The sequence below is a fragment of the Paenibacillus lacisoli genome (assembly GCF_030580655.1).
Lineage (GTDB): Bacteria > Bacillota > Bacilli > Paenibacillales > Paenibacillaceae > Paenibacillus > Paenibacillus lacisoli.
In genome coordinates, this window is sequence record NZ_JAUQTB010000008.1 from 123,539 (window position 1) to 147,869 (window position 24,331).

Here is a 24,331-nt window from a genome sequence, read left to right on the forward strand (position 1 = left end):
AGAAATGAAGGCTTATTGGAAAATAGACTCCGGGGAGGGATTAACTGGAAGACTTATAGCATGTTCAGTTCACCGGAGTCATAGGTTGTTATAAAAGGGGTGGGAGTGACCTGCCGGCCAGGCCTGCCTGAAGGGGGAAAGAGAGTATGAATACGTTGATTCTGCTGCAAGGAGATGTGGAAGAGCGGGAGCTGCAGCTGGAGAGTTGCAGCTTGTATGCTTCGGTGCAGGGATGGGAAGCAGCATCCAGTGTCCTGGAAAGCGGGCAAGCGGAGGCTTTCCGGCATCTGGAATCCTCGCTGGTCGGCATCCAGCGGCTGCTCGTGACGGACTTAGCGGTAATTACCCATGATATCAAATCATTTTTTGTCTTCCTGTCGCTGCTAAACCGCTATAAGCTGTCGCTGCACACCGTGAAGGACGGGGAAGTGGTGAATTTTGAGAGCGGGCTGACCTCTGTGCAGCCGTCTGGCTAGAGGATGGCAGGGCTTGGAGGTATCCGTATCCACGCCTGCTGAACGCCTCACTTGGTCCGGTTCCCAAACCGCGCTGCATCAACTACAACAGGAAGACCCCGATACTTCATATCGTATCAGGGTCTTCCTGTTTGCACTTCTGCGCCGCTACCGTCTGCGGTGCAGGATGTCCAGCACCTGTTTTAGCTCAGGTGCTGGGATCTGGCCAGGCGCGGAAGCCGTGCGCCCGGCCGCGAAGGTCAGTGCGGAGCCGAAAAGCTCTCCGGCCATCCGGCTGATCAGACCCTGTCCACCCATGGACATGGTCAGGAACGGCCGGTCGGCGTACTGGCTCCGCATCGTATGGGTGGCGTCCAGCAGGGTGAGGACGTCAGCAGGGCTGGCCGGCATGCAGGCCAGCTTCGGGATGTGTGCGCCGAAGTCCTGCATCCGGCGCAGGCGGGCGATGATCTCGTCCTTCGGCGGGGTGGCCTGGAAGTCGTGGTTCGACATCACGACGATAACCCCACGCTCCCGGGCTGCGTCAACGACAGCCTTCACATCCTCCTCTGCGGAGAAGAGTTCGACATCGATAAGGTCAGCCTGTCCGCTGCGGATCACGGCATGCAGCAGGTCGGCATATGCCCGATCGCTGAATTCACGGCTGCCGCCTTCCTTGTGGGTGCGGAAGGTGAACAGCAGCGGAATGCGGCCGAGCCGATCCCGCAGCAGCTGCAGCAGCTGGTTCACAGCTTCCAGGTCTTCGACCTGCTGATACAGGTCTGCCCGCCACTCGATGAGGTCGGGCTCCATAGCCAGTACATCAGCGGCTTCTTCAAGCAGTCCGGTCTCTGTATCGGCTGTGAGCGGAATGATGACCTTGGGGGCTCCTTCTCCGATGACCGTATCGCGGATGGTTAAGGGTTGAACAGTCATTGATAGATTCTCCTTCAGCTGCAGTGGTTGGTTTCATTCTATTAAACCCTAAGTTCCTGGAGAATGCCAGCCTCTGTGATGGATAGGCTCATGGGATAAGGAACTTGGCTGCAGCAGTCCATTCTGAGCTGGCAGCTGGATTCGGCAGCACTGATGCAGCGGGCACGGGTCCAGCCGAAGATTTATCTGGCGGGCTAACATGTGTTTCCCACTCCCCTTTACATGGGAAAAGCATTTCAGCTGTCATTTTACGCTGCCGAAATGTAAGGGAATCGATGATGTAGAAGTAAGGGAGTTAGAATTACACATAATATCCATTATTAGAGAGTGGACAAAGGCTGGTCCAGCCTGGCTGGCAGGCGGCCGAGAGCGCTATAGTGAACGTGAGGAGATCGAGCAGTACACCCGGTAATGACCAAGTTTAATTTTTGTGCCTCTGCGCATGCAGAGGTTTTTTACGTTGCGATAATATGAAAAGGACGTGCACAAAAATACCGTGTTTTTTAACCCCCCATTAACAGTAATCATACAGTTGGCTCTTATACTGACAAGCATGCGCCGACAAAGCGCGACAACAACTTGCAGACAGAAGGGGAGCGTGCTTAATTTTGTACACTAGACCACGATGGAAGAAATGGGGCGCCTGGCTGACGGCAGGCAGCCTGGTGGCCGGATTAATCGTCCCGCCCGGGACGGCGGGTGCCGCAGCAGGAACAAGCGAAAATGATATCATTCCTGGATCGGGACAGGTTCTGCTGTCATCAGCCGCACAGGAAGCTGCGGCAGGTCAAGGATTAACAATTGAAGCTTCCAGCCCGGAAGCGCCGCTTGCACTCAACACGGATTGGGAGGCAGCCGCCCGGATTTCTGGTGCGCAGCAGAGCGTGACGGCAGCTGTTTACTATACGCTGGAGGAAGGAACGACTTCCTTTGAAACGATGCATCCTGCAGCAGATGGGCAGTATAAAGCACGGGTTGCCGCAGACAAGATTGGAAACGGGAGATTTACCTATTACATAGAGGCGCAGGAGGGAGATGGCCCTCCCGTCCGCAGCCAGAATTATAAGGTAGAGCGGTCACCGGAGGCAACACTTGCCCCGATGGCTGTGAAAGGCCCGGAGCTGCTGATTACCGAGCTGGTGCCGGACAGTACAAATCTGCCGGGACTGGCCGTGGATGCCTATGAATATATCGAGGTGTTCAATAACAGTGGTCAGCCTCTGAACTTCAGAGATTACGGGATGTATTACAAGACTAATGCTGCAGACCCTGGAACAGAATGGACCCTGCCGGGAACGGATGACGTGATCATTCCTCCAGGTGAAGCGGTCGTGTTCTGGGTGATGAACAAGGATAATACCCAGCTGACGGCAGATCAGTTTAACAGTAACTACAGCACTAATTTAGTGGAAAATAAAAATCTGTTCCGCATCAGCGGCGGCGGAGGGATGTCTAATTCGGGACCGCGGACACTGGAGATTCGCAACCGGACAGGCAGCAGTATTGTATCAGCCTCCTATGACAATGATGATCAGACGAAACCGGATAAAGGCATTCTGTATCAGATCCCGGCTGCTGGCAGCACGTCCATGATCATGATGCCGGGAGCAGGAACCCAGCAGGCTGTACCGGGTGCAGTGGAAGCTGCTCAGCTTGTACAGCCGGCCCCGCCGGAGGCAACCCTGAAGGTGAGCACAACGGCACCTGCGTCGGCACAGGCGGGAAGCAATCTTACCTTGACGGCAGCTGTACAGAGCACGGACAGTACTGCGGGAACAGTAAAGGCGGCCCTGCTGTACAAGACAGCATCGCAGAGCCGTTACACCCGTATGAATATGAGCCTGCAGGATGGCGTTTATACCGCTTCGATCCCGGGAGTGCAGCTGACAGAAACGGAGCTGCAGTACAAGGTTGAAGCAACAGACGGCACCCAGACCGCAGTCTCGGATGTTCAGACCGTAGCGGTCAGCGGCATCCCTGCCTTCGATCCGCAGCTGGCCCCGCCGCTTCTGGTAACCGAAATCGTGCCGAACTCCACAAATGTGAACGGCGCAGACGGTTACGAATTTGTTGAGATCTACAATAACAGCAATCAGGATATTAATTTCAAAAATTACAAGATGTATTACCGCTATCCCGACAAAGGCCCGGACGCTGATGCGTTGTGGGCGCCGGCCAAAGAGGATCTGGTCATTCCGGCCGGGCAATCAGTGGTGTTCTGGATTATTAATGACAGCATTACCGCATTGACGGCCAATGACTTTAACAGCTTTTATCATACGAACCTGACCGAGAACAAGGAGCTGTTCAAGGTGGAGAGTGCAGGTCTGTCCAATTCCGGCAGACGTGCGATTGTGATCAAGACGAATGCAGGTAAAGAAATATCGGCTGCCTATTATGATGCCGACACCGTTTATGAGGATACGAATGGCGAGACCAAGGAGAACACCGGTCTGCAGTACAGGTATCCGGTCAACGGCAGCACGAACATGATCAAGGTCAGCAGCGGCATGGTGTTCCCGACACCGGGAGTGACTGCGGCAGAGCAGGTCCCGTCCCAGCCGGTCACGCTGCGAGTGGACAACGTTCCGCCAACCATTGAAGACCGTACCGGCGTTACGGCTGTGGATCAGGGCAAAGGGTTTGAGATCAAAGGCTGGGCTGCTGACGATCAGGAGGTGGCTTCGGTTACCCTCTATATCAAATCAGATCAGCAGGATACCTTTACTCCTCATATGCTGACACAGGATTACAATGATATGCATTACCATTACAAGGTTCCATCCGCAGATCTGATTGGCCGTTCCGCGTTGACCTACTATTATGAGGTCTCGGATGGAACCAATGAAGTGAAGTCCGGGGAAGTTACGGTGAATATTACCGGTGGACCTGACAAGTCCGAGCTGCGCCTGAATGTGAAGGATGGCGAGGTGGTCAGCGGCACGAAGCTGATCAAAGCAGCGGCTGAAGGTGCCGGGCCTGATGCGGTTTCACTTGAAATTGACGGTAAGCCGGTAAATGCAGGCATGGATAACATGCTGGAGAATGATGCTTATTTTGTATTTGATGCCAACCACGTGGACTACTATTTCAAAAATGCAGTCACCATGGGACCGGAGGAGCTGAAGGATAAGACGATCCTTTACACGTTCCTGGATCCGATCACCAGCTATACAACCCTTTCGTTCCCGATCAAAGCGGAAGCGCTGAAAGCCGGCAATGATAACGTCATTTATATTCGTGCGGGCTCCAAAAGCGGACCTTTTGACGATAGAGTCGAAGAGAACAAGGACGACTTTGAGATCCGGAATGTCCGCCTCGTGCTGGCGGATGGAACAGAGATCAAGGACCCGCTGTATGCGGAATGGAACAAGGAAATCCGGATGGGAGATTCGGCAGGCAAGCAGGAGAGTATCGGCTTCCGGTTCAATCTGCCGGCGGATAAGCTTGCCTCCAAGGCCTTGGCATGGGACACTACCAAGCAGCCGGACGGTGAGCACATTCTGAAAATCATTCGTGACGGCAAAAGCAAAGAAGCGAAAGTCATTGTGGATAACACCGCACCTGTAATCAAGCCGAGTGTCGAGCAGGGCAAGGAATACCGAGGCACGTTTGATATTAACGCAGAAATTACAGATACCCATGCCGGTGTAGCCAAGAAGGAATTTACACTGGATGGTAAAAAGGTACAGCTTCCGCTTCATACTTCTTCTTCAGGCTTGAAGGGCGGCGAGCATACGCTGTATGTCAAAGCCGAAGACAAGGCAGGCAACATCAGCGAGAAGACGGTAACGTTCAAAGTACCGAATGAGAATCCGGAAGCACCTCAGCTGATCGCACCACTGAACGGAGCTGCTGGCACCGGCAGTTCTGCCAACCTGCAGGTGAAGGTAGCGGATCCCAGCGGGGACGATATGAATGTCTCCTTCTATGAGGGTTATTTGCATGATGCCTCACGTCCTGAGGTGTTCCGGGGTTACCAGAACACCGCCGAGACCGAGCCTCCGCGGACAGCAGTTCCCGCCGGGGAGAAGGCTTTGACAGCCGAAGATTATAAGAGCATTGGCGAAGTGGACGGTAAATACCTGACCACTGATTCCGATGATCAGTTCCCGTACCAGCGGTACGAGATCAAGCTGGATCCGTCCGTACAACCGGGTGACCGGGTTGATGTGGAGTGGAAAGGGAAATCCCTCCCTGGACGTAAGGTCAGCCTGTACGCCTGGGACACCCGGGAGAACCGCTGGCAGACACTGGACCAGGTCATTGCGGGTGCAGATGATTTTGAACTCAAGGCAACCGTCCAGGCCGGTGACTATGCCAGCAAGGGGACCATTCAGGTCATGGTACAGGATGAGCTGACGGCTCCTGCCGCCAAGATGGATCCGCCTGTGTCCGAGGATCCCTATGATTTCTCTTTTGTATGGATGTCAGACACGCAGTATTACTCCCAGGATTATCCTTACATTTACCAGAAAAATGTGGACTGGATCGCCAAAAACAAGGATGCCATCAAGCTTAAGTATGTGATCCATACCGGAGACGTCGTGGACAAGGCGGATCAGGAATATCAGTGGCTTGAAGCGGATAAAGATATGAAAGTGCTGGAGGATGCTAACATTCCGTACGGCGTGCTGGCAGGCAACCATGATGTCGGTCATCAGAATGATGACTATACGCAGTTCTGGAAGTATTTCGGGGAAGACCGCTTCAGGAAAATGCCAACTTTTGCCGGTTCCTATGATAACAACCGGGGTCATTATGATCTGGTATCTGCGAACGGTAATGATTTTATTATTGTCTACATGGGCTGGGGTCTGGGCGATGAAGAGATTGAATGGATGAACAAGATCGTAGCACAATATCCGGAACGTAAAGCGATTCTCTGTCTGCATGAATACCTGCTGGTCTCGAACAATCGGGCACCGATCGCGGACAAAATTTTTGAGAAGGTCGTGAAGCCGAACAAGAACGTCATTGCTGCACTGTCGGGTCATTATCATGATGCCGAACTTAAAGTAGATGAACTGGACGACAACAACGACGGTATTCCGGACCGTAAGGTTTATCAAATGCTGGCGGACTATCAGGGGGCAGAGCAAGGCGGTCTCGGTTATATCCGTCTGATGCAGTTCGATATGAAGAACAACAAGCTGCATATCAAAACCTATTCACCGTATCTGGACGATTACAACTACTACGATCCGCAAGCGTATCCGGGTAAGGATGAATTCTCGCTGGATCTGGATCTGCAAGGGGCTACGAAGAGGGTAGCGACAGACTATATCGGAGTGAAGGTCTACACCGACAAGCTGATCGGGAAACAGGACGATGTGAAGAGCGGGGATACCGCATCTGTCATGTGGAAAGGCCTTCCGGCGAGCAGCTACCGGCAGTGGTATGTACAAGCTGAAGATGCATACAGCGGAGTTGTACTGTCCGACATCTGGGGCTTCCATACAAGCGAAGGCACAGGAACCTCTCCAGGTACCCCTGGCGGCGGTAATGGCAATGGAGGCGGAAACGGAAACGGAAGCACACCTGCTGTGCCGAACCAGCCATCGAATCCGTCTGGCCCATCGGCAGGACCTGAAACTGGACAGGGTGTCATTCAGGCCGCATCTGTGAACGGGGTCTACTCCGTCTCGGCAGAGGAATGGAAGAAGGCGACCACTGCTTTCAAAGGAAATACCGTAACCATTACACTGCAAAACGCTGCAGCAGCAGGTTCTGTTCAGCGTCTGGTACTTGATGCTGCTGGCCTCTCCGGATCTGCGGCTCGCGGAGTGGGTATTCAGGTAGAAGCAGCTGGCGGTACCATGACCTGGACAGCAGAGGCTGTCAAACAGGCATCGGCTGGTGCGGATCAGCTGATCCTGGAGCTGGGCACCGTTACAGCCTCCGCCTCCGGACTTGAGCCGGGGATGACGCATTCCGGCACGTCGTTCCAGTGGAAACTCTCCACAGTACGAGGGGGAAATACGACGGCGGCTGTCAAGCTGAACGCACCTGTAGGTGTACAGCTGAAGCTGACTCCGCAGCAGGCAGCGAAGATGAATGAAGGACTCACGGCTGTATATGAACGTATCAATGGCAAACTGGTGTATGCAGGTGGACGTCTGTCAGGCAGTATGGTAACTTTTGCCACAGACCACCCGGGAACCTATGAAGTGATTGAGCTGAACAGGGTGTTCAAGGATCTGGCAGGAAGCTGGGCCCAAAAGGCCGTTCAACAGCTGGCCGTCCGTCAAATTATTCAGGGGCTGGATGCGGATTCATTCGGTCCGTCGAGCACCGTATCGCGTGCCGACTTCGCTGTGATGGTATCCCGTGCGCTTGGACTCCATCCGGCAGCCGGCACAGCATCAGCATTAACGGATATTCCCGCCAATGCCTACTATGCGGAAGCTGTGCATGCGGCTGAAGAGGCAGGTCTGATCCAGGGCAGCGGCGGTCAGTTCCGTCCGCAAGCCGGAATGACCCGCGAAGAGGCTGCAGTCCTGCTGGATCGCATGGCAGGGAAGCTGAACCTTAAAGGTTCTGGAAGCAGCACCTCCTTCAAGGATGCATCCTCCATTGCAGCCTGGGCATCGGGCGCTGTCAGCCGGATGCAGGCGTTCGGCATTCTGAACGGCCAGGGGAATGGGAAATTTAATCCGAAGGCTGAGGTAACCCGTGCAGAAATTGCCAAAATGCTCTATGAATTGCTGCTTCGCAGTGAACAGCAATCTAAAGCACGAGGATAGCGGGAGAAAATAATTAAGATTCGGGAAGCAGGAGTGTTAAACTCCTGCTTCCTTTTTTATATAGATTTTTCGTATTCTTCCCGCGAAGCCGTGCTTGCTGTTCTCATGAGCGGCAAGCCAGTATACAAAAATAAGCGGTTACCCTAGTTATAAGGTCCATACGATTTAGCAAATCTCCAATATACTAACTTAGCTTAAACATTCGGAGGTGATTTTAAATGAGTACTTTACTGGATAAACGTTCTTCTATGAACTCCAACCGGGTTGGTGCACCGGGCGTAGCCTTGTCTTCGACGCCTGCATTATTCGGTATTATCGGTCTGCGGACAGAGAATGTTGCTAATCCGGTGGTTACTTTTAAAGGAACGATTGGAGTCAGCGGTGATTTTGGAGACATCTACAGAATTGAAATCGTACGAGGCGAAACTTATTCTCCGGCGAATGTCATTTTTACGGCGGAGGGTGTGGTAACGACTATTGCTACCACAGAGTTCAAATCTTTTGTTGCTCAGGATTTATTGGCTCCTGCAGCACCGCTGACTGTATATTCTTCATATATCTCTGGTGTAACGACAACGGTCCGCAATGGTCCGGAAGTTTTCGCCGGTGAAGCTTCTACACCATTCTGATTGTCAGGATCCGATTATCAATCACCTGAACTTGCAGCACGACCAAAGAGGCAGGAAGTATTCCTGTCTCTTTGGTATGCGGATCAAAATATTGGGCAGCCTTGCGTTTGCAATTTTTAGAGGGGAGCTGTACAGGATTGAAGAAACTCAGACTGCTTTTGATCACGCGTGATTTCAGTCAGCATATGGAACGGAGCTTCCATTACTTCCAGCAGGAGCTCCAAACCTATGCGGACATCGCACTGTATCATGAGAACGGTGATATTTCATCTATTCTCAAGCAGCTGCCTTTTGTGCCGGATTTTATTCTGCTTAATGACTTTCGGGATACCCATTGTCCGAGAATTGAGGGTTTGCCCCGGCTTTCCATCCCATGGGGCATCATCATGCATGATCTCCATTTTAATATCAAGGGACGTAAAGCGTTCATTCAGCAGAACCAAGTGCCGGTTATGTTTACGATGTATCGCAGCGCTTTTGTAAGCATGTACCCCGAGTTCGTTTCCCGAATGAGATGGCTGCCGCATTTTGCACATGCTCCGGTTTACCGGGATTACGGGGAAGCTAAACAGATTGAAATGCTGCTTATGGGTTATGTTGAACGTAAATATTATCCGCTTCGCTATAAGATGCTGAATGACTTTCAGGGAAGACCAGGTTTTGTATATCATGAGCACCCCGGATATCTGAATTTTCCCGGCAGAACGGATGCCTTGATCGGGGAGAACTATGCCCGAGAAATCAATCGAAGCAGAATCTTTGTTACGTGTGACTCGAGCCTTCATTATCCATTGCGCAAATATTTTGAAGTGCCCGCCTGCGGTACCCTGCTGCTGGCCCCCTGCAATCAGGATTTGCTGGACCTCGGGTTTGAACCGGAGAAGCATTTCGTTCCCATATCCGAAGAAGATTATCGGGAAAAGGTGAATTTCTATGCTGACCTGCGGAACCAGGAAGTGGTGAAGAGGATAACGAGACAAGGGTTTGAATTCGTTCATCGCTATCACACCTCTGAAATGCGGGCAGCTGAATTTATCCAAGCCGTTCATTCCATCATCCGCACAGGGGCATAATCGGCGACTTCCATCGATGAAAAGTCTATTTTATCCGTCCTGACCAGATCGTCCACACCGTTTCCTGCCATTCTCTCATAAAGTAATAGAGGTTTAGCAGCAGTAGTGCTGGATGGGGGAGTCACTCCGCCTGTCTGCATTCAAGGGGGGAATAGAATGTTTCGTAACAAAACGGTTCTGATCACAGGGGGAACAGGCTCCTGGGGACAGAAGCTGGTAGAAGTTTTACTCAACGAGCATCCGAAAGAAATACGAATTTTATCCCGTAATGAACACTCGCAAGTACTTATGCAGAGAAAATATCAGGATTCGCGACTGCGGTTTATCATTGGAGACGTAAGAGATTATTCAGCGGTTAAAGCAGCGTGTCATGGCGTGGATTATTTGTTTCATCTGGCGGCCCTGAAGCATGTCGATGTCTGTGAGAACCAGCCTAATGAAGCATTGAAAACTAACGTGCTGGGAACGGAAAATATCATTCGCGCAAGCATAAGTCAGCGGGTGGTGAAGGTGATGTATGTATCGACAGACAAGGCGGCAGACCCTATGAATACGTACGGTTTGACGAAAGCGATCGGGGAGAAGTTAATTGTCCGCGCTAATCTGCTCAGCGATCATACCCGGTTTGTTTGTGTGCGGGGAGGTAATGTGCTGGGGACCAGCGGAAGCGTCATTCCATTATTCCTGAATCAAATCCGCCAGGGACAAGAAGTAACGATTACCCACCCGGATATGACCCGTTTTTTCCTTACCATGACGGAAGCCATTCGATTATTACTGGTTGCTGCCAAAGAAGCGGAAGGCGGAGAAACGTTCGTCATGAAGATGAGAGCCTGCCGGATCGTAGATCTTGCCCGGGTTGTGATGAAGCTCTCAGGCTGCAAGCCGGTACCCTTTAGACAGATCGGAGTGCGTCCTGGAGAGAGACTGGATGAAGTACTCATCTCCCGATATGAAGTGCCCTACTCGCTGCAGTTTTCTGAACAATATTATGTGATCCTTCCATCCTCCGGAATATATGGTGACTATACAAGGTACGGTGGCTGTAAGAAGGTTTCCTTTGAAGAATACCATTCGAACGCAGAATGGATGGATGAAGAGACAATAGCAGGACTGCTGAGAGAGGAGGGGCTTCTAAATGAGAACTAACCGCAGGACCGTTGCTGTTGTCGGGCTTGGTTATGTAGGCCTGCCCCTTGCTATTTTATTTGCCGGAAAAGGATATAAAGTGATCGGTATTGATCTGGATGACAGGAAGCTGGAGGTTCTGGCAGAAGGAAGAAGCTACATCAAAGATATTCCGGATGAACGGGTAAAACGGGCTGTTGAAAAACAGAAGTTCACTTCAACCAAGGACATGGGGCGTTTAAGAGATGCCGACGCCGTAATGATATGCGTGCCCACACCTCTGGATCAGAATCATGAGCCGGATCTGACCTATCTGATGCAGGCGGCAGTCAGCATCCGCGACCACCTTCATCCAGGCCAAATGATCGTTCTGGAGAGCTCGACCTACCCGGGAACGACGAGGGAGGTGTTGAAGCCGATGCTGGAACAGAGCGGCCTGGTGGTGGGCAGTGATATTTTTGTAGGGTATTCTCCGGAACGTGTAGACCCGGGAAACCGCAGCTATCCGCTTGAAGGCATTCCCAAGGTGATCAGCGGAATTACAGAAGAGTGTGCGACGGTTATTGAAGAGCTGTATAAGACCGTTTTTCAAAACGTTGTAAGGGTATCCTCAACAGATGCAGCGGAAATGACCAAGCTGCTCGAAAATACGTACCGGTTCGTTAATATTTCTTTTATTAATGAAATGGCACAGCTGTGCTCCAGCATGGGCATCGATGTATGGGAGGTTATCGAAGCAGCCCGTTCCAAACCGTTCGGATTTTCGGCATTTTTCCCAAGTCCAGGTGTTGGCGGGCACTGCATCCCTGTAGATCCGCTGTACCTGCAATGGAGATCGAAGCAGTTCGGGATGAGCAGTTCATTTATTGCCGTATCAAGCGAAGTGAATCAGCAGATGCCTGCCTTTATCGTAGAAAGGGTAAAAGAAGCCTTATCCCTGGAGTCATTATCAGGAGTTAACATTCTTGTCGCAGGAGTTGCTTTCAAGGCGAACATCGATGATGTACGGGAATCCAGTTCGATTACCATGATCAGCCTGCTCCGGCAGGAAGGCGCTCGGGTAGCTTACCATGACCCCTATGTGAGCGAAATCACAGTGCAAGGAGAGGAGCTTACAAGTACACGGATCGATGAAATAGAGCAGGGTCTGTATGATTGTGCAATCATCGCTGTAAATCATGACGACCTGCCGCTGCAGCAGATTCTGGACCAGGTACCGCTTGTATATGATACTCGAAATGCCCTGAAGGGGCTGAGTGGAAAAGCAAGAGTTATTCGCCTGGGAGCAAATGACGGCAGCACGGACTAACTATCAGAATCTCTCCTTCAACAGGATATTTCTCCCCTTTCCAAAATCAATACCGACCTTACCGGTTAAATCCCGTACCATTTGAGCCAGAATGACGGCATTCACTCCGCAGGAAATAAGGGCTGCATCAAAATGGTCAGGATGACGTATTAACCAATTCCTGGCCCTTTCCATATCATTGTAGTGCGAGAAGGAAAGCGCGTGAACAACATGAAGCCCGTATGGTTCGGCCTCCAAAACCTGGCGCAGCTCATCAGCTCTAGAAGTGATAACGAGAATTCGATGTGCCCGGAGCATACTCCAGAAACCAGGGGATCCGGCTAACCTTCGGTTGACACTTGCATGACAAGTGCAGCGGGGATGAATATTGAAATGCATGAAAACCTGATCCGTCAACGGCCTTTTCAGGTACTCCTCAACGCCAATAGTCTGGTCATCTGCGGGTAGAATCCCGACGATATCTGCGTTCTTCAGCACATCTGCCATTTCATCGCGTAATGCAAGGTTAGGCAGAGTTACGCCTTTCCTTCCTCGATTCGCACGTTTAGCCCATTCTTCGCGAAGCACCTGTTCCATCGTCCAGACCGAATTCTGGGCCAAAATCAGATTCTCTCCATCCCCGACTCTTACAATGGAAAGAGGCTGCTTACTGCAGAGTGCTGCTTCAATCCGTTGGAGTACACCGTTCAAATCCAGCATATTAAGGTCAATCCTCCTCAACTTTAGTTGTATGGATATCGTATGCCTGCGCAAGCAGTTCGGGCATTTCTAAAAGGAGGCGCTGCATGATCACGATTAGCCTGTGCATGATTGTCAAAAACGAGGAGAATGTGCTCAGACGCTGTATGGATTCTGTCCATGATCTGGTTGATGAGATCATCATTGTGGATACGGGATCGTCGGACCGGACGAAGGAAATAGCTGCTGAATATACGAGCCGCATCTTTGATCTGGAATGGACAGACGATTTTGCTGCAGCACGCAACTATGCGTTCGAACAGGCAGCGATGCAGTATATCATGTGGCTGGACGCCGATGACGTGCTGCATGAGCAGGATCGGATTAAATTCGCGCAGCTGAAGCAGACGCTATCCTGGGAACCGGATGCGATGATGTGTAATTACCACCTTGCGTTCGACGAGCACGGGAATGCGGCGGCGACCTCACGCCGTTATCGTCTGGTCAAGCGGAGCCAGGGCTACCGCTGGCGCAACCCGGTGCATGAGTATCTGGATATCACCGGGGGAAAGGTGCTTCAGACGGATATCGCGGTATCTCATTATCGCGAGGGAGACCATACGGCAAGAAATATTTCGATTCTTCAGAAGTGGATGGAGAACGGAGGTAAGCTCGAGGGCCGTATGTTGTTTTTTTATGCGAATGAGCTGCTGGATCAGCGGCAGTACCGGGAGGCTGCTGAATGCTATGAGGATTATTTTCGGGAATCGGTCGCATACCGTGAGGACCGGATTGCAGCCTGCAGCAAGCTGGCGGAATGCTACCATCATCTCGGACAGAAGGAAAAGAAGCTGGATCGTCTGATTAAATCCTTTCACTATGATGTACCTCATGCCGATATTTGCTGCAGTATAGCCGGATGCTTCGAAGAAAGAGAAGAATGGGCGCTCGCCATCTACTGGTATGAGCGGGCACTGGAGTCGCGGCTGCCTGAAGGTTACATGGGGGTCGTGAATCTAGCGTGCTTCACTTGGCTGCCCCATTTCCAGCTCTGCCTGTGTTATGCCAGACTGGGGCAGCTGCAGCAGGCGCTGGAGCATAACGGACACGCCCTTTCTTACCTGCCGGAGGATGCGAACCTGCTGGAGAATAAACGAAGGCTGGAGCAGGCCTTGGGGATTGGATCTGTAATAGAAAGCTTAGAAGGCTCAGGTAACGGACACTGTGATGAAGCAAACCATTAATGATATGCCCCCTTTATAAAAGACGCCTCCCCTGCATGGGCAGTGAAGGCGTCTTTTCATTGATTTCAGTTATTGTGTTGATTCCAGTTATTGCATGGATTTGAAAAAAGACTCCCATTCCTGCTTGCACACATCCCATGACCATAGTTCTACGATCGCGTCTCTGGCATTGTGCCCGAGTCTCTGGCGTTCCTCCGGATTTGTCATCAATTGCATCACTTCTTTACGTATTGCATTGGCTGTACGGGGGATGAGAATTCCGTTCTGCTTGTGGCGAATCAGCTCAGGGACAATCCCTACCTGGGTTGAAATAACGGGAATTCCGCAAGCGGCTGCCTCCAATACCGGAAAAGGAATGCTTTCCGTCCGGCTTGAGCAGATCAGGCAGTCCAGCTGCTGATAGTAACCGATCATTTGGTCACGGGAGACATACTGCTCCTTGAAGGTTCGTATGTCCAGTTCGGCATTCAATCCTTTGAGCGCAGACCGCACCAAGTCATACCCCTTTAGTTCACGCCGGTCAGGAAGGTCTATTCTTCCTACCCACCCCACCCTGAATAGACGTTTTTGCTGGTCTGCAGCAGGCTTGAATTGTGCAGTATCGATCCCTACCCTTGTCTTGATCAGAGGGAAGTGAGGTTTGAACAGGCGGACAATTTCATCCGAATAGGTGTTGACTCCGCGCAGCCGCCGGATAAACTGCATGAATCCAACCGGCATCGTCCCACTGGCCAGGTGAGATTCATAGGGCACCAGTGAGGTTATGGCGGTCGCCATGTTTTCCAGCGGGATGCCGGTTTGATACAGTCTCTTCGCAATAGAAAGGCCCATTGGATAAATCAGGTCATAATCCGCCTGATCCGCAGCCGTCACATTGGAGTAGTAGTCGGTTGTTAACGTAATCCCATTCAGGTCCAGGGCAGACAAATCTCTGGCGATGTGATCTAATGCCCAGCCGGGATGATCGGCGACCAGCAGGATTTTCATATTCTCGCATCCCTTCTTGAAATTTCGTGAATGACTGAAGCTCTTGATAGTCTATGTAAGCGGCCGTAAGACTGAATGGGTACAGGGAAAATAACTCTTTGCGGAGTGGGAATAGCCGTTCCTTCCGCTTGATCATTACATATTCTGTATTTAAAAGATTGCAACCAGATCAGTAAAAGAGGGAGCGTGCTTATGGATATTCTTGTTACCGGCTGTGCCGGATTCATCGGCTCTCATGTGTGCAGGCGGCTGCTGGCCGAGGGCCATACCGTCGCAGGTTATGATAACTTGAACAATTACTACTCGGTTTCATTAAAAAAGAGCAGGTTGAAGACCCTGGAGCATCAGAACTTTATCTTCGTACAAGGGGATTTAGAAAATCAGGACAGCCTGAGACGCCTGTATGAGCAGTTTCGTCCTCAAGCCGTTATTCATTTGGCCGCTCAGGCCGGAGTCCGGTACAGTCTGGAGAATCCTCATTCCTATATTCAGTCCAATGTCGTCGGATTCATGAATGTGCTGGAAAACTGCCGTCATTTTGAAACCGGGCATCTGATCTATGCTTCTACCAGTTCGGTATATGGACTCAATAAAAACATGCCGTTCTCTACACAGCAGCCGGTGGACCACCCGATCAGCCTGTATGCAGCGACCAAAAAGTCAAATGAACTTATGGCGCATACCTACAGTCAACTGTTTGGCCTGCCGACCACGGGACTTCGTTTCTTTACGGTTTACGGGCCCTGGGGAAGGCCGGACATGGCGCTGTTCCGCTTCACGCAAGCGATACTGGAAGGGAAGCCGATTCAATTATTTAATTACGGCAGGATGAAGAGGGACTTTACTTATATTGATGATATTGTGGAAGGGATCGTGCGGTTAATCCCGCTGCCTCCCAAACCGACTTCTGACGGGGATAAGAATACGCCGATGCCCGGGTCCAGCCCGTCCCCGTACCGGATCTATAATATAGGCAATCACAACCCGGTTCCTCTGTTGGACTTCATTACAGTGCTGGAGGAAAAGCTTGGACGGGCTGCCCAAAAAGAGCTGCTTCCGCTCCAGCCCGGGGATGTCACAGAGACGTATGCCGATGTTACAGACTTGTTCAAGATCACCGGGTTCAAGCCGCAAACCTCCATCAAGGATGGGGTTGGCAGGTTTGTGGACTGGTATGTTGATTATTATGGCAAAGATACCGTTGGCAAAAGGGATGAGAGGGGGCCGGGAGAGTGAAGTTTCTGTATGTAGCGCCCAGCTCCAGAGAGGGCGGGCTGCAAACTACCCTGCGAAACCGGATCGGTGCCCTGCGTGCCCAGGGTATTCAGTCTGAGGTCGTTTTTCTGGATAAAAGCGAGGGCGAATATATTTTCAAAGATATCATTCATTATTACATGCGGAGCCCGGCTGAATTTCAGAAACGGATCATGACCGGGAACTATGATGTGATCTCCTTTATTTATACGCTGGATTTTCTGCGGTATGTACCTCCAACCTTTCAGGGGAAGCTGCTCTATGAGGTCAGAGGATGGAATAGAGACATTGCGCTGGCGCTCCGGTCCATGACCCGCCGAATCAAGGTTCATGCTGTCATGTGTATCGCCAAGTATCTAAAACCGCTTGTCATGACTCAGTTAGCTGCAGACGTTCAGGTATTCGTAGAAGGAAATGCGGTGGACCCTATGTTCCATTTCCTGAAACCGGGAGAGGGTGAATGGAAAGAGGGGCCTGTACCCGTCCCCGGCCGTAAAGTCATTGCTTTTGCTGCCCGTATGGAACGAAGCAAAAACTGGTTTGAATTTGCCCGGATCTGCGGACAGATCAACCAGACGGATGCCATCGAGCCTTGGCTGATCTGTAATCCTACGAACAAAGACGAACTGGCGAAAGTCCAGCATGAATGCAGGAGATACGGTCTGGAGAATGTATGCCGATTTATGTATAACATACCTAACCACTACATGCCTCAGGTTCTCTCGGAGGTCAGGCGCTCCGGAGGCATTATCCTGTCTCCATCTGTGCGCGAGGGGCTTGGTAACCATATCCTCGAACCTATGGCTGTTGGTGTGCCCATTGTCAGTACGGATGTTCCCGGAAAAAATGAAATGATCACCCATGGTTACAACGGTCTGTTATATCCAACGGGCAATATTGATCTGGGTGTGGAATGTGTGTCGAAGGCATTAAACGATGAGGAACTGCGAAACTTTTTCATTGCGAATGGATTGTCTACGATCCGGGAACAATTCAGTCCGGCCGTATATGTTAAGGGGCACCTGGAGATTTTGGCTCAGCTGTGACAGCATTTCAACATAGCCAGAATTACTAGGGCCTGCGGCCAACTGAAAAACACCTCCAGGTTGACTCCACAACTTACGTGGTGGATGACTCTCCTGCAGGTGTTTTATTTTTTTCGTGAAGCCGTTCTTATCTTACCGCCAGGTCAAATGCCTGATCCGGGTCCTGCGTCGGGTACTGGTTCAGCCAGGTCTGGAAGTCCCCTTCATACTGGACTTTACCGTGGTTTAGCAGAATAAAATGGCTGTCCAGCTCCTGCAGCTCGTGCAGCTGGTGGGTCGTCATTAATACCGTTTTGCCGCTGGCGGCCAGCGCCTGGATGGTTCGCAGGATATGAAAACGGGAAGAGGGATCCACTCCGCTGGTCGGTTCATCGAACAAATACAGACTGCGATCACTCTGAATCAGCATTTTGACGAATAACTGCTTACGTTCACCGACAGACATCCGGCCAATCTTCAGATCCCACAGACGGGTAATCAGCTCGCGGTCATAGGTGTTGTCCCGGTCCACGTAATCCAGAGGGTCCTGGCTGCTGCGCTGGCCGCTCAGGCTGCGGAGCAGCTTGGCGAAATCCCGGCCCCGCATCTCAGGGGAAAAATAGATGTTCTGTGTCAGATACATAATGTCGCGGGCCGGCGGGAATTCCAACTGCCCCTGCTGGGGCTTCAGAATACCACAGATGCAGTCGAACAGCGTTGTTTTGCCGATACCGTTAGGGCCGGCCAGCACATTCACCCGCTCATGCTGCAGGGAAAAGCTGATGTGATCGAACAGGACGCGTCCCGACTTCGGATAGTGGAAATACAATTGATCTGCTTTCATACTATACAGGTACTCCTTTTGAACAATAGAATTACACAACTACCGCTGCACCGGTGAGGACAGGCTCATCGTGCGAATGGAATACAGGGCAGCCAGAGCATACAAGGCCAGCATGCCCCCCGCTTCAAAGCCGAAATCTCCGTATGCCAGCAGCAGGTAGAACTGAATGACAAAGTAGAATGGATTCAAAATCTTGAGCAGCTCGGGCAGGCTTCCGGAATGATTGGCAAGCCATGACAGCGGAATAAAGGCAATATTTATGATCGCGGCCGTACTGCTTACCTTGGCCGGGAGCGTAGTCAGAATCAGAGTGGCTGCACCAAAAGGCAGGCTGCACAGCATCATGAGAGCGGAGTAGAGAAAAAGCTTGACTGACAAAATATCCATATAGACTCCCAGCACAAGATTAAAGATGGACATGCTGAGATAACAGAAGATGATCTGCGTCAGCAGCGCAGAGAGGATGAACGGTGTCTTGGTCCCCGCAATCAGCACATAGGTTTTAAGCTGGCCCATTTCCCGCAGCCTTGCCAGATACAGACCCACATTCTGTATGAAGGTCACGACGATAATGAACGACCAGAAAAATGCCATGTAGTACATCTTGCCCTCATCGTCCAGCTGGCCGTTGCTGTTCTTATACATGAACGCAAATACGACAGGGAAGAGGAGAGACCAGACGACAGCAATCTTCTCACTGATCTGGATTTTCAGGTTCAAGAGGGTAAAACTCCACACTTTGATCCACATGCATGCGATCCTCCGACAATATCAGGAATATTTTCCAGAAGTATATCATGACCTTGTATTTATTGTCAGTATTTTGAATCCATGTCTGGATCAAAAAGAGCTGCCGCCCCTCAAGGGATGTGCAGCTCTGGTGCTTTCATTACCGTGGTTTCAGGTTGGGTAGGGAGAAGTCTGCTGTTCAATCGCTGTCCGGGAAGGTGGCATTTCAACGTCAGCCCTGTTATCCTTTGGGCAGAGTGTGCTGCCGTCCGGCATAACGGGGCGGAGAGGCGCAAATGACGTGAGTGCGTTGAATGAAGGAAAGAGAAAAGGAAGACTGTATGCCATTGGAGTGAATACGTGATGAAAACCCTGCTGGTGACCGGATACCGGGCACATGAGCTGAATATTTTTAATCAGAAGCATGAAGGGATTCCCTATATCAAGCAGGCGATCGCCGGAAGGCTGATCCCGCTGATTGAGGAAGGACTGGAGTGGGTGATTACTCCCGGTCAGTACGGTGTGGACCTTTGGGCATGCGAGGTGGCGATCATGCTGAAGGAACAGTACCCCCAGCTCAAATGCTCGATAATTACAGCCTTTCAGAATATAGAGGAGAACTGGAAGGACGACAAGAAGGACTATTTTCATGAAATTCTGAAGGGGATCGATTATTATGCGCCAGTCAGCCGGCAGCCGTACGCCGGTCCATGGCAGTTCAAGGCCAGGGATGAGCTGCTGCTGCGCAAGAGCGACGGAATCCTGCTGGTTTATGATGAAGACGCTGGAGAGGGAAGCCCCCGTTTTATCAAGGAGCAGGCGATGCGCAAGCGGGAGGAGAGCGGCTATGCGGTGCTGACGATAAGCTCGGAGGATATTCAAAGTCTGGCGGACGAGCAGTTTCGTGAGCAGTATGAGTAAACGGGATAAGGAGTGAACGTCATGAGCAGAAGTGAAACGCAAATGCTGCAGCTGATTCACCAGGAGCTGGAAAGGATTGAACAGCAGGAGCAGGTCCGCATCCTGTATGCCTGTGAGTCGGGCAGCCGGGCCTGGGGGTTCGCTTCACCGGAAAGTGATTATGATGTGCGTTTTATCTATATCCGTCCGGTGGAGTGGTACTTGCAGCTGGAAGAAGGCAAGGATGTCATAGAGCGGCCGATCAGTGACCGGCTGGATCTGAACGGGTGGGACCTGCGAAAGGCGCTTCGTCTCTTCCGCAAGAGCAATCCGCCCCTGCTGGAATGGCTGGAGTCCCCGATGAAGTACCTGGAGCAATACTCTGTCGCTGGAGCCATCCGCAGCTTGTCATCGTTGTCCTTCTCGCCGCAGTCATGCATATACCATTATCTTAATATGGCCAAAGGCAACTACCGGGATTACCTGCAGCGGGATGAGGTGCGGGTCAAGAAATATCTATATGTGCTGCGGCCGCTGCTCGCGTGCGCCTGGATTGAGAAGTTCAGCAGTATGCCCCCGCTGCAGTTCGATCAGCTGATCGATGAACTGCTCCCTCCCGGGCAGGAGATTACCCTTCAAGTCAGGAACCTGGTGGAGCGCAAGAAAGCCGGAGAAGAGCTGAGCCGGGGTGCCCGTCTTCCGCTGCTGAACCGGTATATGGAGGAGCAGATGGATCATTTTGATAGGACGGCTGCAGGGCTGCAGCGTTCCCGGGAGAGGCTGGATGACCGGCTGGGCGAGCTGTTTCGGTCAGCACTGCTGGAGGTTTGGGGAGTATGGGGCACCTGAATAGGGGTGTTAATAGGAATGAAAAAGATACAGATAGACCTTCGCTGCAGGCGGGGGTCTTTTTTTACTGGACATAATTGATATAGCATTGACAGAGATTTGAACATGGCCTATATTAACAAATGAATATATTATTAAATTCGTCTATATATTAATGAATTTAGAGACATTAAGCTAATCATCTAAGATGACTTCACCATCTGTTGTAAGCGTCATCAAACCAGGCAGCTACCGGACATATCCATCCAGCTGCACCTGACAAGGAGGAAGTTCTGTTGAAGCACTCATTGGTCATTCAGGGAAAAGGTAAGCAGGGGAAAATTAACAAAAACATTTACGGTCAATTCGCCGAGCATCTGGGCCGCTGTATTTATGAGGGAATGTGGGTAGGTGAAGATTCATCTATACCGAACAGCGGCGGGATCCGTAATGATGTGCTGGAAGCGCTGCGGAAGCTGAGTATTCCGGTGCTTCGCTGGCCCGGCGGCTGCTTTGCCGATGAATATCACTGGAAAGACGGAATCGGCCCGAAGGAACAGCGCAAACGGATGGTTAACACGCATTGGGGCGGGGTGGTTGAGAACAACCATTTTGGCACCCATGAATTCATGCAGCTGTGCGAACTGCTGGAGACCGAGCCTTATATCTGCGGTAATGTAGGCAGCGGCTCTGTGCAGGAGATGTCCGAATGGGTGGAATACATGACGTTTGACGGCGAGTCTCCCATGGCGGACTGGCGCCGGAGCAACGGGCGTGAACAGCCGTGGAAGCTGAAATATTTTGGTGTAGGTAATGAGAACTGGGGCTGCGGCGGTAATATGCGTGCGGACTTCTATGCCGATCAATACCGGGTGTTCCAGACTTATGTCCGCAATTACGGCGATAATCAAATTTACAAGATCGCCGGTGGCGCGAATGTGGATGATTACAACTGGACCGAGGTGCTGATCCGTGATGCCGGACGGCTGATGGATGGCCTGAGTCTGCACAATTACACCATCGCAGGAAGCTGGGAGAATAAACGTCCGGCACTCGGCTTTGATGAAGCTGAATGGTTTGAGACGATGCGTAAATCACTGCATATGGACGAACTCATTACCCGTCACTCGGCCATTATGGATCAGTACGATCCGGACAAGCGGGTTGGCCTGATCGTTGATGAATGGGGAACCTGGTTCAAGAGCGAGCCGGGTACGAATCCTGGTTTCCTGTATCAGCAGAATACGATGCGGGACGCGCTGGTTGCTGCGCTGCATCTGCATATCTTCCACAAGCATCACCAACGGGTGCAGATGGCTAACATTGCCCAGATGGTCAACGTGCTGCAGGCGATGATTCTAACCGAAGGGGACAGCATGCTGCTGACGCCGACCTATCACGTCTTCGAGATGTTCAAGGTGCATCAGGATGCTGAAGTCCTGACGGCTTATGCAGAAGCAGGTGCTTACGGGCTGAACGGCGAAATTCTGCCGCAGGTTACCCTGTCGGCATCCCGCCAGACGAACGGGGACGTGTATATCAGTCTTTCCAATATCGATCCGGCGAGCGGGGCGGAACTGGAGCTGAAGCTGGAGGGTTTGTCCCAGCTGGGCGAGATCTCCGGACGTGTGCTGACAAGTGATCATATGCAGGCACATAACACGTTTGATCAGCCGGACCTGGTGCAGCCGCGGGCATTTACCGGATTCCGTGCAGCTGGAGATGATCTGCTGCAGGTTGAACTGCCGCCGCTGTCAGTGGTTGTATTGAAGGTAAAGACGGCTTGATGTATACCCTAAGCTTCCGCGAGAGCGGGGGCTTTTTTTATTCATCACTTATACTTGATTGAGGGAGATGAGCTGCATTTACTTTTCCTGAATCAGATCAGGCGGGGATCGAAAAGCCTTGATTTCTGCAGTCGTCAACCCGTACTCGTCTTCATTGATCACCATATGGTATATTAGTAACCGTGTGAATGCACAGCCTAAGGGCTGGTGTTTAGACGGCTTTTTGACATGTTTTAGGTAATCAGGAAACTGGAGCTTATGCTTTAGTACATATAGGAGGCACAGGGTATGATCAAGCTGCATGGAGTCAGCAAGCAATACCATTCATCCGGCGGGTCTTTTCAGGCGGTTCAGGACGTCACCCTTGACATTCAGAAGGGAGAAATCCACGGTATTATCGGAATGAGCGGTGCGGGTAAATCGACGCTGCTGCGGATCATGAATGTGCTGGAGAAGCCTGATCAAGGGTCTGTTGAGGTGGATGGAAGGGAATTAAACCGGCTGCGGGGTAGAGCGCTGCGTGAGGCAAGGCGCTCGATCGGGATGATCTTCCAGCACTATAACCTGGTATATAACCGTACGGTCAGCGGTAATGTTGCGATTCCGCTGGAATTGGCAAAGGCGGCCCGAACCGAACGGAATGAGCGTGTGCTGGAGGTATTGAAATTTGTCGGCCTGCTGGATAAAGCGGATCAGTACCCCGCCCGACTCAGCGGCGGACAGAAACAGCGGGTAGCTATTGCCCGCGCGTTGGCAAGCCGCCCGTCTGTTCTGCTGTGTGATGAGCCGACATCCGCGCTGGATCCGCAGACCACGGGAGAGATTCTGGAGGTGCTGCGTCATGTGAACCGCTCACTGGGCGTTACCATTGTGATCGTTACCCATGATATGGATGTGGTGAACCGCATTTGCACCCGGGTCTCAGTGATGGAGAACGGAAGACTCATATCGACACAGCCAGTGGAGGTGAAGCCCAATGAATGAGCAGAGTACCTGGGACATGATTGTGCAGTACCAGTCGGAAATCTGGCAGTCGATCGGGGAAACGTTTGTCATGGTCGGTGTATCCATTCTCGCTGCTGTTGTGCTGGGTCTGCCGCTGGGCACGCTGCTTTACCTCTGCCGCAAAGGGCAGAAATACGAGTACCGGACGCTGTTTACGGTTCTCGACCTTTTGGTCAATATCATCCGTTCCTTTCCGTTTCTCCTGCTGGTCGTTTTCATGATTCCTTTTACCCGCATGGTGGTAGGGACTTCACTCGGGACGATGGCTGCAACGGTACCTCTGTCTGTTGTTGCGATTGCTTATTATGCACGCCTGGTAGAGCAGTCACTGCTGGAAGTGCCTAAAGGCGTGACCGAGGCTGCTGATTCCATGGGTGCATCTCTTCTGCAGCTGATTTTTAAATTTTTGTATGTTGAAGCGCGCTCAGGACTGATTCGGGGGTTGACGACCTCAACGATCAGCTTTATTTCCTTTTCCACGGTCATGGGAATTGTCGGGGGCGGCGGGGTCGGAGACTTTGCCATTCGTTACGGATATCAGCGGTTCGAGACCGGGCTGATGATGTTTACTATCGTCATTATGCTGATTCTGGTACAGGGCATCCAGTTCACGGGCAGCACGGTTGCCCGCTGGAGCGATAAGCGCTAAAAGCCCGGGGCTTTTTTGCCCTCATCACGCTTGCTTCACCTTGGGTGAAATGGTATAACTAAGGATGCTGTAAATTTGAACAACCAGATGGAGGATATACTCATGAATAAAACAGGCTTGTCCGG

19 protein-coding genes are annotated in these 24,331 nt (G+C 51.6%); 14 read left to right on the forward strand and 5 right to left on the reverse strand.

The window, feature by feature from the left end:
- Positions 1-146: 146 nt before the first annotated feature.
- Positions 147-476: a hypothetical protein gene (locus Q5741_RS14580; protein WP_305024830.1), complete on the forward strand. Its 330-nt coding sequence runs from the start codon at positions 147-149 to the stop codon at positions 474-476.
- Positions 477-623: 147 nt separating this feature from the next.
- Here Q5741_RS14580 and aroD read toward each other — a convergent pair whose 3' ends face one another.
- Complete coding sequence (gene aroD / locus Q5741_RS14585) at positions 624-1,391, reverse strand: type I 3-dehydroquinate dehydratase (RefSeq protein ID WP_305024831.1); 768 nt, start codon at positions 1,389-1,391, stop codon at positions 624-626.
- Positions 1,392-1,999: 608 nt separating this feature from the next.
- On the opposite strand from aroD, the gene Q5741_RS14590 reads away from it, so the two are divergent.
- From Q5741_RS14590 to Q5741_RS14610, 5 genes are all read left to right on the forward strand, one after another.
- On the forward strand, positions 2,000-8,137 hold the full coding sequence (locus Q5741_RS14590) for an S-layer homology domain-containing protein (protein WP_305024832.1): 6,138 nt from the start codon (positions 2,000-2,002) through the stop codon (positions 8,135-8,137).
- A gap of 218 nt (positions 8,138-8,355) precedes the next feature.
- Positions 8,356-8,766 carry a hypothetical protein gene (locus Q5741_RS14595; protein WP_305024833.1) on the forward strand — a complete coding sequence of 137 codons (411 nt, stop codon included), beginning with the start codon at positions 8,356-8,358 and terminating at the stop codon, positions 8,764-8,766.
- A gap of 137 nt (positions 8,767-8,903) precedes the next feature.
- Positions 8,904-9,839, forward strand: a complete 936-nt coding sequence (locus tag Q5741_RS14600) for a glycosyltransferase (protein WP_305024834.1) — start codon at positions 8,904-8,906, stop codon at positions 9,837-9,839.
- A 156-nt stretch (positions 9,840-9,995) separates the two neighbouring features.
- Complete coding sequence (locus Q5741_RS14605; RefSeq protein ID WP_305024835.1) at positions 9,996-10,988, forward strand: polysaccharide biosynthesis protein; 993 nt, start codon at positions 9,996-9,998, stop codon at positions 10,986-10,988.
- On the forward strand, positions 10,978-12,276 hold the full coding sequence (locus Q5741_RS14610; protein WP_305024836.1) for a nucleotide sugar dehydrogenase: 1,299 nt from the start codon (positions 10,978-10,980) through the stop codon (positions 12,274-12,276). Before Q5741_RS14605 ends, Q5741_RS14610 begins: the two co-directional genes overlap by 11 nt.
- 3 nt (positions 12,277-12,279) lie before the next feature.
- On the opposite strand, the gene Q5741_RS14615 is transcribed toward Q5741_RS14610, so the two are convergent.
- On the reverse strand, positions 12,280-12,975 hold the full coding sequence (locus Q5741_RS14615) for a GT-D fold domain-containing glycosyltransferase (RefSeq protein ID WP_305024837.1): 696 nt from the start codon (positions 12,973-12,975) through the stop codon (positions 12,280-12,282).
- Between the two features lie 86 nt (positions 12,976-13,061).
- Between Q5741_RS14615 and Q5741_RS14620 the strand changes: the two genes are divergently transcribed.
- Positions 13,062-14,198 (forward strand): glycosyltransferase, encoded by a 1,137-nt coding sequence (locus tag Q5741_RS14620; RefSeq protein WP_305024838.1) that lies wholly within the window; start codon positions 13,062-13,064, stop codon positions 14,196-14,198.
- 87 nt (positions 14,199-14,285) lie between these two features.
- Here Q5741_RS14620 and Q5741_RS14625 read toward each other — a convergent pair whose 3' ends face one another.
- Positions 14,286-15,185, reverse strand: coding sequence for a glycosyltransferase family 4 protein (locus tag Q5741_RS14625; RefSeq protein WP_305024839.1), 900 nt, complete (start codon positions 15,183-15,185; stop codon positions 14,286-14,288).
- A 192-nt stretch (positions 15,186-15,377) separates the two neighbouring features.
- Between Q5741_RS14625 and Q5741_RS14630 the strand changes: the two genes are divergently transcribed.
- Together Q5741_RS14630 and Q5741_RS14635 are read left to right on the forward strand one after the other, a co-directional pair.
- A complete protein-coding gene (locus Q5741_RS14630; protein ID WP_305024840.1) occupies positions 15,378-16,421 on the forward strand; it encodes an NAD-dependent epimerase in 1,044 nt (347 codons plus the stop codon).
- Positions 16,418-17,485 carry a glycosyltransferase family 4 protein gene (locus tag Q5741_RS14635; RefSeq protein WP_305024841.1) on the forward strand — a complete coding sequence of 356 codons (1,068 nt, stop codon included), beginning with the start codon at positions 16,418-16,420 and terminating at the stop codon, positions 17,483-17,485. Before Q5741_RS14630 ends, Q5741_RS14635 begins: the two co-directional genes overlap by 4 nt.
- 127 nt (positions 17,486-17,612) lie before the next feature.
- Here the strand turns inward: Q5741_RS14635 and Q5741_RS14640 are convergent, their stop codons facing one another.
- Together Q5741_RS14640 and Q5741_RS14645 are read right to left on the reverse strand one after the other, a co-directional pair.
- A complete protein-coding gene (locus Q5741_RS14640) occupies positions 17,613-18,308 on the reverse strand; it encodes an ATP-binding cassette domain-containing protein (protein WP_305024842.1) in 696 nt (231 codons plus the stop codon).
- 39 nt (positions 18,309-18,347) lie between these two features.
- Positions 18,348-19,058 carry a hypothetical protein gene (locus Q5741_RS14645; protein WP_305024843.1) on the reverse strand — a complete coding sequence of 237 codons (711 nt, stop codon included), beginning with the start codon at positions 19,056-19,058 and terminating at the stop codon, positions 18,348-18,350.
- 342 nt (positions 19,059-19,400) lie between these two features.
- On the opposite strand from Q5741_RS14645, the gene Q5741_RS14650 reads away from it, so the two are divergent.
- The 5 genes from Q5741_RS14650 to Q5741_RS14670 all read left to right on the forward strand — a co-directional run bounded on the left by Q5741_RS14650 (position 19,401) and on the right by Q5741_RS14670 (position 24,206).
- A complete protein-coding gene (locus Q5741_RS14650; protein WP_305024874.1) occupies positions 19,401-19,958 on the forward strand; it encodes a DUF1273 domain-containing protein in 558 nt (185 codons plus the stop codon).
- 21 nt (positions 19,959-19,979) lie between these two features.
- Positions 19,980-20,786 carry a nucleotidyltransferase domain-containing protein gene (locus Q5741_RS14655; RefSeq protein WP_305024844.1) on the forward strand — a complete coding sequence of 269 codons (807 nt, stop codon included), beginning with the start codon at positions 19,980-19,982 and terminating at the stop codon, positions 20,784-20,786.
- Between the two features lie 275 nt (positions 20,787-21,061).
- Complete coding sequence (locus Q5741_RS14660; protein ID WP_305024845.1) at positions 21,062-22,552, forward strand: alpha-N-arabinofuranosidase; 1,491 nt, start codon at positions 21,062-21,064, stop codon at positions 22,550-22,552.
- Between the two features lie 288 nt (positions 22,553-22,840).
- A complete protein-coding gene (locus tag Q5741_RS14665; RefSeq protein ID WP_305024846.1) occupies positions 22,841-23,536 on the forward strand; it encodes a methionine ABC transporter ATP-binding protein in 696 nt (231 codons plus the stop codon).
- Positions 23,529-24,206 carry a methionine ABC transporter permease gene (locus tag Q5741_RS14670; protein ID WP_305024848.1) on the forward strand — a complete coding sequence of 226 codons (678 nt, stop codon included), beginning with the start codon at positions 23,529-23,531 and terminating at the stop codon, positions 24,204-24,206. Before Q5741_RS14665 ends, Q5741_RS14670 begins: the two co-directional genes overlap by 8 nt.
- The last annotated feature ends 125 nt before the right edge of the window (positions 24,207-24,331 follow it).